Origin of the sequence: Collinsella sp. AF29-7AC, assembly GCF_003475665.1 — a bacterium.
GTDB lineage: Bacteria > Actinomycetota > Coriobacteriia > Coriobacteriales > Coriobacteriaceae > Collinsella.
In genome coordinates, this window is record NZ_QRQX01000007.1 from 1 (window position 1) to 12893 (window position 12893).

Sequence of the window (12893 nt, forward strand, 5' to 3'; positions counted from 1 at the left end):
CGCAGGGCATGGGGATGACCCTGCGGCCCCGCGCGGGCGCCCCCGGTTACCCAACCTCTTCGATAGGAGCTTTTCCCACATGGCAGACATCGCATTCGAGAAGGACCTCTCCGTCGCCGAGACCGGCATCGGGGGCCTCAAGGTCGTCGACCTCGCCGTCCACGGCGACTCGCGCGGCTGGTTCAAGGAGAACTGGCAGCGCGCCAAGATGTGCGCCCTGGGCATCCCGGACCTCCGCGTCGTCCAGAACAACATCTCCTACAACGACAGCCGCGGCGTCACCCGCGGCATCCACGCCGAGCCCTGGGACAAGTTCATCTCCGTGGCCCGCGGCAGCGTCTTCGGCGCCTGGGTGGACCTGCGCGAGGGCAGCGCCACCTACGGCAAGGTCTACACGACCGTGCTCGACCCCTCGAAGGCCATCTACGTGCCGCGCGGCGTGGGCAACTCCTTCCAGGCCCTGGAGGACGGCACCGCCTACACCTACCTGGTGGACGCCCACTGGTCGCCGGAGCTCAAGAGGACCTACACCTTCGTGAACCTCGCCGACCCCGAGCTCGCCATCGAGTGGCCCATCCCGCTCGACGAGGCCACCGTCTCCGATGCCGACCTCAACCACCCGATGCTCAAGGACGTCGTCCCCATGGCGCCGAAGCGCACCCTCGTCACCGGCTGCAACGGCCAGTTGGGCCATGCGGTCCGCGCGCTGGCGGAGGAGCGCGGCGTCGCCAAGGACTTCGACTTCTGCGACATCGACACCTTCGACATGTCCGACCCGGACGCCTACTCAAAATACGACTGGTCGCTTTACGGCACCGTGATCAACTGCGGCGCCTACACGGCCGTGGATAAAGCGGAGACCCCCGAGGGCCGCGTGACCGCCTGGAAGGCCAACGCCGCCGGTCCCGCCCTTCTCGCACGCACCTGCGCCGAGCACGGGATCACCCTCGTCCACGTGTCCTCCGACTACGTCTTCGACGGCACCGCCGAGGTGCACGACGAGGACGAGCCGTTCTCCCCGCTGTCCGTCTACGGCCAGACCAAGGCCGCCGGCGACATCGCCGTGGCCGGGTGCCCGCGCCACTACGTCATGCGCAGCTCCTGGGTCATCGGCGAGGGGCACAACTTCGTCAAGACCATGAAGGGGCTGTCCGACCGCGTCGCCGACCCGGAGGATAAGCTCACGCAGGTCACGGTCGTTGACGACCAGCTGGGCCGCCTGACCTTCACGCGCGACATGGCCGAGGCCATCTTCCACGTGCTGGGGACGCACGCCCCCTACGGCACCTACGACTGCACCGGCTCCGGCACCGTCAAGTCCTGGGCCGATATCGCCCGCGCCGTCTTCGAGGCCGCCAACGGCAACGGGGACAGGGTCGTGCCGGTATCGACCGCCGACTACTACGCGAGCGCCGAGGGCCCCGTCGCCCCGCGCCCGGTCCACTCCGCGCTCGACCTGTCCAGGCTCGAGGCTGCCGGCTTCCACATGCCCGACTGGGAGGAAGAGCTGGGGGAGTACATCAAGACGCTCTAGGCGCTATTAACTTTTCGAGAGTAAAAGCCGCCGTTCTTTAACGGCGGCTTTTCTTGTTGGTGGCTATCTGCGCAGTGGTGCCAATAGTATTTTGCGGAAGATCTACCTCTCGCTTGGCTTGGAAGTAGGGTGGCCGGGCTGGTCGTCGTAGGCGTATTTGCTGTACACGTTGACCTCCCACTGCTTTTTTTCGACCTTTGCTACAGAATCTAGGATGAAGCCGGTCGCAAGGCTCTGGCCGCACAGGAACATAAACGAGGCGGCGAGCATAGCGGTGGGGAAGCGCGGGACGAGGCCGGTCTGGAAATATTCGACAACGATGGGCATGCCCAGGGCGAGGCCGAATACCGCGAACAGAAGCGCTACGAGGCTGAAGAACTTCAGCGGGCGGTAGTCCTTGAACAGCGTGCCGATCATCGCAACGACTTTAATGCCGTCGCTCACTGTGTTGAGTTTGGACTCGGAACCCTCGGGACGGTCGCGGTACTCGATGGGCACATCTTTGATGCGCCAGCGGTGGTCGACGGCGTGGATCGAGAGCTCGGTTTCGATCTGAAAGCCCTCGGAAAGCACTGGGAAGGTTTTAACGAACGGGCGGCTCATGGCGCGGTAGCCGGTCATGACGTCATCGAAGCTGTAGCCATAGATCCACTTGATCATGGCGCGGACCAGATTGTTGCCAAAGCCGTGGAAGGCGCGCTTGTTTTCCTCGGCGTAGGTGCCGTTTGAAAGGCGATCGCCTACGGTCATGTCGGCCGTACCGTTAAGGATGGGCTCGCAGAGGGCCTTGGCCGCCTCGGCGGGGTAGGTGTCGTCGCCGTCGACCATCAGGTAGCAATCGGCGTCGATGTCGCGAAACATCTGGCGGCATACGTTGCCCTTTCCCTGACGGGGCTCAAAGCGGACCGTGGCGCCGTGCTCGGTGGCGATGCGTGAGGTATCGTCCGACGAGTTGTTGTCATAGACATAGACCGTCGCTTGCGGAAGCTCGCGGTGAAAGTCGTCGATGACTTTGCCGATCGTGGGCGCTTCGTTGTAGCAGGGGATGATGACGGCGATGGATTCAGAATTCACTCAATGCTCCTTATACGTTCAATCCTTGAAAGTATAGCCGTTTGGGCTTGGCATCCTAAGATGTGGGTTAGTTCTCCAGTTTTGTTGCGCGAATCGTTTGCATGGCCGTCGGGTCTATACTGTTCGTTTGTCAACGATTACGAGTAAAGGAGTTGCATCCGTGTCGGATCAGACAAAGCAACAAGAAACTCGCAGTCTGCCTGCGACGTTTGCTAAGAACGAATTTGAGAAGGACGCGTTTATCCTTCGTCAGCTGGTTACCAAGGATTTTAAGATCAAGTATCGCCGTAGCGTTCTGGGCGTCGCATGGTCGGTGCTCAACCCGCTGCTGATGATGATCGTCATGGCCATCGTGTTCTCGACGATTTTTGGCCAGGGTCGCAATGGCTCAATGACGCCCGAGATGTACCCGCTGTACTTGATCGTGGGTAACATTACCTTTGCCGTCATGTCCGAGTCTACGAACCAGGCCCTGACGTCGATCGTGGGCGCTGCCCCTCTGCTCAAGAAGGTTAAGGTGCACCGCTGGGTCTTCCCGGTGCAGAAGGTGCTCTTCTCGCTGGTCAACTTTGCCTTCTCGCTGGTCGCCGTCGCCATCGTCATGCTGTGGTTCCGCGTTATGCCTTCTTGGCACCTGATTCTGCTGCCGGTTTGCCTGCTGCTGCTTATGTGCTTCTGCATGGGCCTGGGCATGATGCTCTCTGCCCTTACGGTCTTCTTCCGCGACGTTATGCATCTGTGGAGCGTCGTCATTACGGCGTGGACTTACATTACGCCCATCTTCTGGACGACTGACTATATTGCGCAAATGCCGCATCTCGTACGTATCTTGATGTATGCGAACCCCATGTTCAACTACCTGCAGTTTATGCGCGATATCTTCCTGTTCCAGACTACGCCCTCGCTTATGACGTTTGGTATGTGCGTTGCCTGGGCGGTTCTTGCGCTTATTATTGGCTATACCGTGTTCCATAAGTCCGAGCGCAAGTTCATCCTCTACATCTAAGGAGTGCTGTGATGACTGAATCTGTTGTTGATTACAGCGAGCAGCCTCTGGCTGTCGAGGTCGACGACGTCACCATGATCTTTAACATGGCGTCCGAGTCGCTGACCAACCTCAAGGAGTACTTCATTAAGCTTGCCAAGCATGAGTTGTTCTTTGAGGAGTTTAGGGCGCTTAAGCATATCTCGTTTGATATTCATCGTGGCGAGGTCGTGGGTCTGGTCGGCACCAATGGCTCCGGCAAGTCTACGATGCTCAAGATTATCGCTGGCGTGCTTGAGCCAAGCGAGGGCAGCGTTAAGGTGCACGGTAACATCGCGCCGCTGATTGAGCTTGGTGCTGGTTTTGACCCCGAGCTGACCGCCCGCGAGAACATCTATCTGAACGGCGCCCTGCTTGGCTATACCAAGGAGTTCATCGATGCCAACTTTGACGGCATTATCGAATTCGCTGAGCTGCAGAACTTTGTCGATATGCCGCTTAAGAACTTCTCCTCGGGCATGGTGGCGCGTATCGCCTTTGCAATCGCGACGATTACCGAGCCCGATATTCTGATCGTTGACGAGACGTTGTCCGTCGGTGATGTGTTCTTCCAGCAGAAGTGCGAGGACCGTATCCAGCACTTTATCCAGAGCGGCGACGTGACGGTTCTGTTCGTTTCGCACTCTATGGAGCAGGTTGAGCGCATCTGCCAGCGTGCCGTTTGGATTGAGAAGGGTGACCTTCGCATGGACGGCCCGGTTGATGAGGTCTGCAAGGCGTATCGCGAGCAGTTCAACTAGGTTATAATTACTTGTGCCTGACAGGCTTGCGCTTGCTTGGGCGTGCGGCTATTTGCTCCATTAGCTCAGTTGGATAGAGCAGGGGACTTCTAATCCCAAGGTCGACGGTTCGAATCCGCCATGGAGCACCATCGTTTATTAAGCCCAGACCGCTTGGTGGTCTGGGCTTTTTCACATGCCGGTGTTCTTTGTTCTTGCCGGGTATACGTTTAGGCCGAAGCCGTGGCGTGAGCTGCTATTGTGCTGCTGATGTGGATTGGTTATACGGCGCGCCAAAGGGGGCTGGAGCCGAGCGTGAGCAAGCCTCTGCTTATGACGCTGCCAGCATCGTGGTTCTTCGCGTCAATCGTACGCTGTGCCTGCGATATTGGATTGGCGTACGTGATCAAGAAGGCGTAACAAAAGCGGGGAGGACCAACTTGGCCCTCCCCGCTGTATCTAGTCTGCCTTCAGGCACTCGGGCAAGACGTTTGCAACTGCATTCATCGCCTGCGGCCTCAGGTACTGCTCATTGAGCTTTACCTTTCTGTAGGCGTAGCGAGTGTCTGCCGAGTATTTGATCAACACATCGGTGAAGAACCGCTCCCAGCTCAGGTAGTCGCGGCTTTCGATATAGCTTGAGGGATCCTCGAGGATTTTTAAGATATCGTTACTGGGAATGAGGCCAGATTGCAGGAGTGTCCACTCGAATGATTCGGGGAGGAACAAGCGTACGTTCTTGTAAACGCGCTGTCCGAGCACCTTTTCGATGTAGGGACCAAATGCTGCTCCGTCTCCAATAGCAAGGATGTTTTGCTCGGGACATTCGTGAATCGTACGTTTTAGATTCGCAACGCCGGTGGCGGTATAGCAGGGGATCCCGAGTCGGTTGCAAAGAGCGTCGTAGAATTGATAGCCAGATTTGCTATCCTCGACAACTACGGCGTCGGGTACCTCGAATCCAACATTTAGATCCTGATACAGCATACTTGCCGTGTGGTCATATAGCGGCTTGGTCACCGAGTAGAAGCGCCTGTCGCTCTTGCGGCCATTGATTGTTTTACTTGTCGTGTTGACTAGCTTCAGGATCTCATCAACGCTGTAGGGGAGCTCGTTGGCATCGCGACGAGATATCAGAACAAAATAGTTGGACGAGCCGTTGACGGCTTTGGCGAAGTCCTTTGAGTAGATAAACTCGTTACCCTCATCTAGAAAGACGATTGAATCTTCGATGATCGATAGCTCGCGCTCCCAGCGTCTGCCGGAAAGCGTTTCGCAAGGCACGTCGCAACTGAGTGCAACGCCGCTTTCCGGTCCTCGGTCGTTGTAGTCGCGAATCATCGAGATGAGCGTCGTTTTACCCGTGCCGCTGTTGCCGCGTATAAAGGAAATATTGCGCTTAAACGTGAGTGTGTATTTGACCTTTGCACGCTCTACGACAACGGTATGCGTTCCCTTCATTACTCATCAACATCCAAAAAGTCATTCGTGGCGCCGACAAACTCCTGCATGTTTCTGACGATGCGGCCATCGTTTTCAATGCGGATTTCAAAGCTCTTCCAGGGGAATTTCATGATGTGGTATAAGGTCACCATCACATCCTGCTCTTTGCCGATCTTGAGTAGCCAGCGGGCACAGTTGTCTCCGCAGGTGGATGCGTTGAACACCATATTTGGGAGATTGCGCACCAGCAGCAGCGTCTTAACGCCGCCGGACAGTTCGAGTGGGGTGATCGAGCCCAGCTGTTTGCTTACGATGTTGTGGGGACCGATGAGCTCTGATCCGTCCACGCTTTTAATAATCTGTGCGGCCATAGGGTCTTCGAACCATGAGTCCAAGTATGAGTTCCTAAAATAGGTTTCGGTATCGTAGATGGAACCGGGGTAATCCCCCAGATGGATGCTTAACATGCGCGTCTCCAGACGTTGTGTGACTGCAATGATTATATGCCAGTAATAAAGTGCCGCCAGTAGCGAGGTTGCTGCTGGCGGCACTGGCATTATTAGCGTGTGAATCGCGTTGATGGATTTGCTCGCGAGGCTACTTTTCGAGACGTTCCCTCAGCAGCTCCAGCGCGTGGGCGTAGCCTTGCAGGCCCTCGCCGGTGATGGTGGCGAAGCAGGCTAGGCGGACGTAGCTCACCTGGCGGAAGTCTTCGCGCGTCTCTACGGCGCTGATGTGCACCTCGACGGCAGGGATGGCAACGGCCTTGAGGGCGTCGAGGATCGCCACGCTCGTATGCGTGTAGGCAGCCGGGTTGATGACGATGCCGTCGACCTTTCCGTAAGCCTCCTGGATCTTGTCGACGATGCTGCCCTCGTGGTTAGACTGGAAGACATCGACCTCGTCGAAGCCCTGTGCGGCACCCGCTTCCTGGCAGATCTGCACTAAGCGATCGTAGTTGTCGCTGCCGTAGATGCCTGGCTCGCGAATGCCGAGCATGTTGAGGTTGGGGCCGTTAATGACGAGTGCTTTCATGGTTGCTTCCTTTGCAGTTGAAAAACCACCACAAAGGTGCCTGCCCCCTTTGTGGTGGTTTTGGTTAGAGAGCGGGTGGGAGGGTGTCGAGGAGGGCATGGGCGGTGTTGGCGGCGCAGTCGCGTGAGTCGATGATGTAGTCGGCCCAGGCGCGGTAGCGCGGCATACGCTGCTCGGCCAGCTTGTCGATGCCGTCGCGCGCGGTGATGGGGCGGCCCTTGTGGGCGAGCTCGTCGAGCTTGCGGTTGAGCATCACGTTTTGGCTGTTTTGGTGCAGCAGAGGGTAGTTCTCGTCGCGCGTAACCACGCCGCCGCCGGTGGAGAGCACCAAGCCGCTGCGCTTGGAGATGTCGGCCAGCGCTGCCGTCTCCTGCTCGCGGAAGGCCGCCTCGCCGCACTTGATGATAAAGTCGGCGCAGGGCATGCCCAGGCGCTCCTCGAGGGCGCGATCGAGATCGATGTGCTCGCGGCCCGTGAGCTGGGCGATCTGCTCGCCCACGCGGGTCTTGCCCGAGCCCGGCATGCCGATCAGCGCGATGTTCTGTTCGCGGCGTGACAGGCGCTCCGTTACGTCCAGGATCCTCTCGCGCGGGGTGGCTTTGCCGGTATAGCGCTCGACAGCTTGTGCCGCCTGGGCAACAAGCATAAGCAGGCCGCCGATGCAGGGGATGCCGCGGCGCTCGGCCTCGAGCATCAGGCCCGTGCGGGCGGGGTTGTAGACAATGTCGATGACGCCCTCGAGCGCATCGAGGCCTTCGAGCGTGCAAGGCGCGTCGGGGCAATGGGGGAACATGCCGGCGGGCGTGCAGTTGACGAGTAGGGAGGCGTCGGACTGCTGCGCGATATTGTCGTAGTTGACCTCGCTCGTGCGACCCACGGGTACGACGATGGCGCCCATGTCTCCCAGCACCATACTTGCCGTGGTGCCGGCGCCGCCGGTGGCACCGAGCACGAGGGCCTTCTTGCCGGCAACCTCAACGCCCAACTCCTCGACCAGGCACTGGAAACCGAAGTAGTCAGTATTATCGCCGTGCAGGCGGCCGTCGGGCAGGCGCGTGATGGTGTTGACGTTGCCCATGCGCTCGGCGAGCGGGCTCAGCTCGTCCAGGTATTCTATGACGGCGCGCTTGTAGGGGATGGTCACGTTGGTACCCTCCCATTCGTCGCCCGTCATAAAGGCCGCGAGGTCCTCGGGCTCGCGCTCAAATCGCACGTACTCGAGCCCAGCGAGCTCCTTGTAGATGGTCGGGGTGTAGCTGTGGCCCAACACGCGGCCCAGTACGCCGTAGGGGCGGGTTGCGGCGGTATCGGTCATCTAGAGCACCTCCGTGTAGCTGCCAAAGTAGGTGAAGCTCTCACACACGTCGTCGATCGAATTGAGCAGGTCGTCGAGGGCCTTGCTGCCAAAGGGGCAGTCCAGGTCAAAGTAGAACATAAACTCAAAGTCGCGACCGGGGATGGGACGGCTCTCGAGCTTGATGAGGTTGATGTTGAGCGCGTAGAAACGTTCGAGTACGCGATAGAGCGCGCCCGGCTCATTGGCCGTGGTGATCATGAGCGAGGTGCGATTAGCGCCGGGGTAGACGCGCGGCTCGCGGCTGATGACGACAAAGCGCGTGTAGTTGTTGTCTGAGTCTTGGATATTGGGCTCCAGCACCTCCAGGCCATAGAGTGCCGCGCAGCTGCGCGATGCGATGGCAGCAACATCGGTGCGCTCGGAGCTGGCGACCATTTCGGCCGACATGGCCGTGTTGGGGTACTTGGTGGCGTGCAGGCCGTGCGCCTCGATAAAGCTAGCGCACTGCGCGATGGCCTGACCGTGGCTGTAGACCTCGCGTATGTCCGCGAGCTTGGTGCCGGGCTTGACGAGCAAGTTGTGGTCGATCTTGAGGCGAAGCGAGCGCACGATGTGAAAGTCGAACTGGGCGAGCAGGTCGTAGACGGCGTTGACCGAGCCGGCGGTGGAGTTCTCGATGGGCAGCACGCCAAACTCGCAGAAGCCGTCGCGCACAGCGCGCATAACGCCTTCGAAGGTCTCGAAAAACGCGATGTCGGGCACGTCGAAGAGCTTGCACGCGGCGATTTGACTGTAAGCGCCCTCAACGCCCTGACAAGCGACGGTGGCCGTCTGGGGGAAGGGTGTGTCAAAGGCCACGGCCGTGGCGTGGGCCTTTTGCGAGACAGTGATGCCCTTGAGTTCGTTGATGTAGCGCTGCTGCTCGGCCTTGCTCATGCTCATGAGCAAGCGGAACAGGGTGATGGTCTGTGCCTCATAGCGCTCGGGCGCGCGGCTGGCGAGGTTGTTGAGCTTGGAGCGCTCACGGGCGGGGTCGAAGACGGCCTTGCCCATCTCGATTTTTGACTTGGCGACCTCGGTGGCAATGTCCATGCGCTCGACAAAGCTGTTGAGGAGCGTGGCGTCGATGCCATCGATGGCCTGGCGGATGTCAGCAAGGTCCATGGAGACCCCTTTCACGTGTCGGGGGATGTTGAGGGGTGGGTAGTTAGCGCTGGTCTGCGTCCTCTAGGAGGGCGTCCCAGATGGCGAGGGCGGCGGCTGCCTCGGCTACGGGGACGGCTCGGGGGACGATGCAGGGATCGTGGCGGCCGTGGACCGAGAGCTCGGCATTTTCCATAGCGTCCATGTCCACCGTCTGCTGCTCGCGGCCAATCGAGGGCGTCGGCTTTACGGCCATGCGCCACATGACGGGCGCGCCGGTCGAAATACCGCCCAGGATGCCGCCGGCGTTGTTGGACTCGACCTCGATCTCGCCGGTCTCGGCATCGATGCGATACGGATCATTGTTCTCGCTGCCGCGCATGGCGGCCACGGCAAAGCCCATGCCAAACTCCACGCCCTTTACGGCGGGAATGCCAAACGCGATCTGCGCGATGCGGTTCTCGATGCCGTCGAACATGGGGTCGCCGATGCCCGCGGGAAGCCCGTAAATGCCGCACTCCACGATGCCGCCGATGCTGTCGAGTTCGTTGCGCGCGGCTAGTATTTCCTCGCGCATGCGGCCGGCTGCGGCGGCGTCAATGCACGGCAGATCGTTCGTAAGGATCGCCTTGCGGTCGGCCTCGCGATAGACCATATCGTCCATGGGCAGATCGGAGATGCCGCCGATCTGCGCCACATGCGCCATCACTTTAATGCCGCGGGCCTCGAGTGCCTGCAGCGCAATGCCGCCGGCGATGCACAGGGGTGCCGTTAGGCGGCCGGAGAAATGCCCGCCACCGGCGACATCGTGCATGTTGTGATACTTCACGCGCGCAGGGAAGTCCGCATGTCCGGGGCGGGGCTTGCGGCGCAGCTCGGAGTAATCCTTGGAGCGCGTGTTAGTGTTCTCGATAATTGCCGCGATGGGCGCGCCGGTGGTGTGTCCATCGACCACACCGGCGATGATGTGCACGGCGTCGGCCTCGCGGCGTTTGGTCGCGGTCTCGTCGCGACCGGGGGCACGACGGTCGAGGAAGGCCTGCAGCTGCTCCTGGTCAACAGCGATGCCCGCCGGAATGCCATCGAGGGAGCAGCCGATGGCGGGGGAGTGCGACTGGCCGAAGATGCTTAAGTGCAAGACGTTGCCAAAGGTCGAGGACATGCTATTCCTCCTCGAGTGTGACCTTGCCGCCCAGCAGGCGGTAGTGGTCGAAGAAATCGGGATAGGACTTGTTGACGGCCTCGGCGCCGTGAATCACGACCTCGCCGGTGGCGCGGCTCGCGGCGATAGCGGCCATCATGGCGATGCGATGGTCGTTGTGCGAATCGACCTCGCCGCCGGTGAAGGCGTCGACACCCTTGATGATGAGGTCATCACCGGCAATGCGCACCTGCGCGCCCAGCGCGGTGAGCTCGCGGGTGGTGGTGACCAGACGGTCGGATTCCTTGATGCGCAGACGGGCGCAATCGCGGATAAAGGTGCGGCCCTGTGCCAGCGAGGCCACGGCCGAGATGACGGGCACCAGGTCCGGAATGTCGTGGGCACTCATCTCAAAGCCGGCGAGCTTGTCGGACTGCACGGTGGCGGCGTTGGTGGAGCGCACGATGCGGGCGCCAAAGCGCGAAAGCGCGGCAAGCACGTTACGGTCGCCCTGTGCGGAGCTTAGCGACACGCCCTCGACGGTGATTGGGTCGGTGCCGATGGCGCCGGCGCACAGCCAAAAGGCGGCGTTGGACCAGTCGCCCTCGACGGCTACGCTGCCGGGCGTGCGGTACGAGCCACTGCTCACGCGGAAGTTCGTGACCTCGGGCTGGCCGTCCTTGGCCGGAATGCGCTCGACGTTGACCTCGACGCCAAAGGCCTTCATGGCCTGTATCGTCAGGTTGATGTAGGGGCGGCTCTCGATGAGGCCGGTTACCTGCACGCAGGAGGGCTGGGCCAGCAGCGGGGCTGCCAGCAGCAGGCCCGAGATGTACTGCGAGCTCACGTTGCCCGGAAGCACAAAGGTGCCCGGGCGCATGCGGCCGCTCGTCTTGAGCGGAAAACCGCCCAGACCCTGTAGGTCGCAGCCGGCGGCGATGATCTCGTCCGAGAGCGGGGAGAGCGGGCGGGCGCCCAGGCGGCCATGGCCTACGAAGGTGGCATCCGCACCCAGCGCGCAGGCGACAGGCAGCATAAAGCGCAGCGTGGAGCCACTTTCACCGCAGTCAAGCGTGCCGCCGGCAAGGGCCTTGAGCAGACCAAACTCAACACTCTTCATGGTGGGGTGGACCTGGAAGCCGTCCTCGACGGTCTCGATGCGAGCACCCAGTGCCGTAAGGCAGCGCACCGTGGCCTCGATGTCGGCGCAGGTGGTGTTGCAGGTGACGTGCGTCTCGCCGTTGGCAAGCGCAGCGCAGATGATCAGGCGATGCGCCATCGACTTGGACGCGATGGCGGGAACGGTGCCCTTGAGCGAGGACGGGGTGATGCGGGCTAGCATGCGGATGCATCTCCCTTCTGGCCGAGGCCCTCGGCAATGAGTTCGTGGAAAGTGGAAAGCGGCGTGCGGTCGATGCTGCAGCGGCCAATGCCGTGCGGAATCACCAGATCGATGGTGTCGCCCGCGCGCTTCTTGTCGTGGAGCGCCTCGGCAAAGACGGCATCGGCATCTAGGTCGCAGCGGGTCTTGAGGCTATGGCGGGCGCAGAGTTCCTCAATACGACCGGGAAGGGCAGCATCGCAAACGCCGTGCAGGGCCGCGGCGCGCGTGATGATACCCATGCCGATCGACACGCAGTTGCCGTGTCCCAGCTCAAAGTGCTCGCAGGCCTCGACGGCATGTCCGGCACTGTGTCCAAAGTTGAGGAGCTTGCGCTGGTTGGTTTCGCGCTCGTCGGCGACGACCACGGCGCGTTTGATGTCGATATTGCGGGCAATGATAAGCGCCACGCGAGCCACGTCCTGGTTGAGCAGCTCCAGCGTGAGCGGGGTCTTCTCCAGCTCGGCGAAAAGCTCCGGGTCGGCGATCACGGCGTGCTTGACGACCTCGCCGCAGCCGTCGGCGAACTGCTCGGGCGTGAGGGTGGCCAGGCACCCCACGTCGGCGATAACCACGCTCGGCTGCCAAAAGGCGCCGGCCAAGTTCTTGCCGGCAGCCAGGTCGATGGCGGTCTTGCCTCCCACCGATGAATCCACCATGGCGAGCAGGCTCGTCGGGATCTGCACAAACTTGCAGCCGCGCATGTAGGTGGCGGCCACAAAGCCCGCCACGTCGCCCACGACGCCGCCGCCGAGTGCCACGATCACGTCGGAGCGCGAAAGCTCGTGCTCGGCCACAAACTCCAAAATGGCAACATAGGTCTCGGCGCGCTTATGGGCCTCGCCGGCCTCGAAGGTGCAGATGCTCACCTCGTAGCCTGACGCCTCCAGGCTCTGCTTAACGGGCATCTGGTAGAGCGGGCCCACGTTGGTGTCCGTAACGATGACGGCCTTGGTGCCGCCGGCAGTGGCGCGCACGAGCGGTCCCGCCTGCTCCAGCAAAAACGTGCCAACATGCACCTGGTAGGGGCGTGCGGTGTCGATATCGATGGTAATCGCCATAAGCTTCGGTCCTTTCGACC

The 12893-nt window shown here is 60.9% G+C and carries 12 protein-coding genes and 1 tRNA gene; 4 read left to right on the top strand and 9 right to left on the bottom strand.

What is annotated here, in order from left to right:
* The first annotated feature begins 79 nt into the window (after nt 1-79).
* Entirely contained in the window at nt 80-1534 is a 1455-nt protein-coding gene (locus DWZ15_RS04285) for a sugar nucleotide-binding protein (protein ID WP_118449590.1), read from the top strand.
* A gap of 102 nt (nt 1535-1636) precedes the next feature.
* Here the strand turns inward: DWZ15_RS04285 and DWZ15_RS04290 are convergent, their stop codons facing one another.
* Nucleotides 1637-2608, bottom strand: coding sequence for a glycosyltransferase family 2 protein (locus DWZ15_RS04290; protein ID WP_055249954.1), 972 nt, complete (start codon nt 2606-2608; stop codon nt 1637-1639).
* A gap of 160 nt (nt 2609-2768) precedes the next feature.
* Here DWZ15_RS04290 and DWZ15_RS04295 point away from each other — a divergent pair, with 160 nt between their 5' ends.
* The 3 genes from DWZ15_RS04295 to DWZ15_RS04305 all read left to right on the top strand — a co-directional run bounded on the left by DWZ15_RS04295 (nt 2769) and on the right by DWZ15_RS04305 (nt 4524).
* Nucleotides 2769-3614, top strand: a complete 846-nt coding sequence (locus tag DWZ15_RS04295; protein WP_022094778.1) for an ABC transporter permease — start codon at nt 2769-2771, stop codon at nt 3612-3614.
* 11 nt (nt 3615-3625) lie between these two features.
* The gene (locus DWZ15_RS04300) at nt 3626-4393 is read left to right on the top strand and encodes an ABC transporter ATP-binding protein (protein WP_022094777.1); all 768 of its coding nucleotides are present in this window, start codon (nt 3626-3628) and stop codon (nt 4391-4393) included.
* Nucleotides 4394-4447: 54 nt separating this feature from the next.
* A tRNA-Arg gene (locus DWZ15_RS04305) sits at nt 4448-4524 on the top strand.
* 307 nt (nt 4525-4831) lie between these two features.
* Here DWZ15_RS04305 and DWZ15_RS04310 read toward each other — a convergent pair.
* The 8 genes from DWZ15_RS04310 to aroB form a co-directional block, all read right to left on the bottom strand.
* Nucleotides 4832-5833, bottom strand: a complete 1002-nt coding sequence (locus DWZ15_RS04310) for a hypothetical protein (protein WP_055249956.1) — start codon at nt 5831-5833, stop codon at nt 4832-4834.
* Nucleotides 5833-6282: a DUF4869 domain-containing protein gene (locus DWZ15_RS04315; protein WP_055249958.1), complete on the bottom strand. Its 450-nt coding sequence runs from the start codon at nt 6280-6282 to the stop codon at nt 5833-5835. The genes DWZ15_RS04310 and DWZ15_RS04315 overlap by 1 nt, the downstream gene beginning before the upstream one ends.
* A 130-nt stretch (nt 6283-6412) precedes the next feature.
* Complete coding sequence (gene aroQ / locus DWZ15_RS04320) at nt 6413-6850, bottom strand: type II 3-dehydroquinate dehydratase (protein ID WP_118270365.1); 438 nt, start codon at nt 6848-6850, stop codon at nt 6413-6415.
* Nucleotides 6851-6914: 64 nt separating this feature from the next.
* Nucleotides 6915-8165, bottom strand: coding sequence for a shikimate kinase (locus DWZ15_RS04325; RefSeq protein ID WP_118449592.1), 1251 nt, complete (start codon nt 8163-8165; stop codon nt 6915-6917).
* Nucleotides 8166-9311 carry a prephenate dehydratase gene (gene pheA, locus DWZ15_RS04330; RefSeq protein ID WP_118449594.1) on the bottom strand — a complete coding sequence of 382 codons (1146 nt, stop codon included), beginning with the start codon at nt 9309-9311 and terminating at the stop codon, nt 8166-8168.
* A gap of 43 nt (nt 9312-9354) precedes the next feature.
* Nucleotides 9355-10452, bottom strand: coding sequence for a chorismate synthase (gene aroC / locus DWZ15_RS04335; protein ID WP_118449596.1), 1098 nt, complete (start codon nt 10450-10452; stop codon nt 9355-9357).
* A 1-nt stretch (nt 10453) separates the two neighbouring features.
* Nucleotides 10454-11773: a 3-phosphoshikimate 1-carboxyvinyltransferase gene (gene aroA, locus DWZ15_RS04340; RefSeq protein WP_118449598.1), complete on the bottom strand. Its 1320-nt coding sequence runs from the start codon at nt 11771-11773 to the stop codon at nt 10454-10456.
* Nucleotides 11767-12873: a 3-dehydroquinate synthase gene (gene aroB, locus DWZ15_RS04345; RefSeq protein WP_118449600.1), complete on the bottom strand. Its 1107-nt coding sequence runs from the start codon at nt 12871-12873 to the stop codon at nt 11767-11769. The genes aroA and aroB overlap by 7 nt, the downstream gene beginning before the upstream one ends.
* Between the last annotated feature and the right edge of the window lie 20 nt (nt 12874-12893).

Coding starts and splice junctions, on each gene's coding strand:
- DWZ15_RS04315 (WP_055249958.1), bottom strand. CDS start 6,282: ATGTTAAGCATCCATCTGGGGGATTACCCCGGTTCCATCTACGATACC.
- DWZ15_RS04285 (WP_118449590.1), top strand. CDS start 80: ATGGCAGACATCGCATTCGAGAAGGACCTCTCCGTCGCCGAGACCGGC.
- aroB (WP_118449600.1), bottom strand. CDS start 12,873: ATGGCGATTACCATCGATATCGACACCGCACGCCCCTACCAGGTGCAT.
- DWZ15_RS04310 (WP_055249956.1), bottom strand. CDS start 5,833: ATGAAGGGAACGCATACCGTTGTCGTAGAGCGTGCAAAGGTCAAATAC.
- pheA (WP_118449594.1), bottom strand. CDS start 9,311: ATGGACCTTGCTGACATCCGCCAGGCCATCGATGGCATCGACGCCACG.
- aroQ (WP_118270365.1), bottom strand. CDS start 6,850: ATGAAAGCACTCGTCATTAACGGCCCCAACCTCAACATGCTCGGCATT.
- aroA (WP_118449598.1), bottom strand. CDS start 11,773: ATGCTAGCCCGCATCACCCCGTCCTCGCTCAAGGGCACCGTTCCCGCC.
- aroC (WP_118449596.1), bottom strand. CDS start 10,452: ATGTCCTCGACCTTTGGCAACGTCTTGCACTTAAGCATCTTCGGCCAG.
- DWZ15_RS04325 (WP_118449592.1), bottom strand. CDS start 8,165: ATGACCGATACCGCCGCAACCCGCCCCTACGGCGTACTGGGCCGCGTG.
- DWZ15_RS04300 (WP_022094777.1), top strand. CDS start 3,626: ATGACTGAATCTGTTGTTGATTACAGCGAGCAGCCTCTGGCTGTCGAG.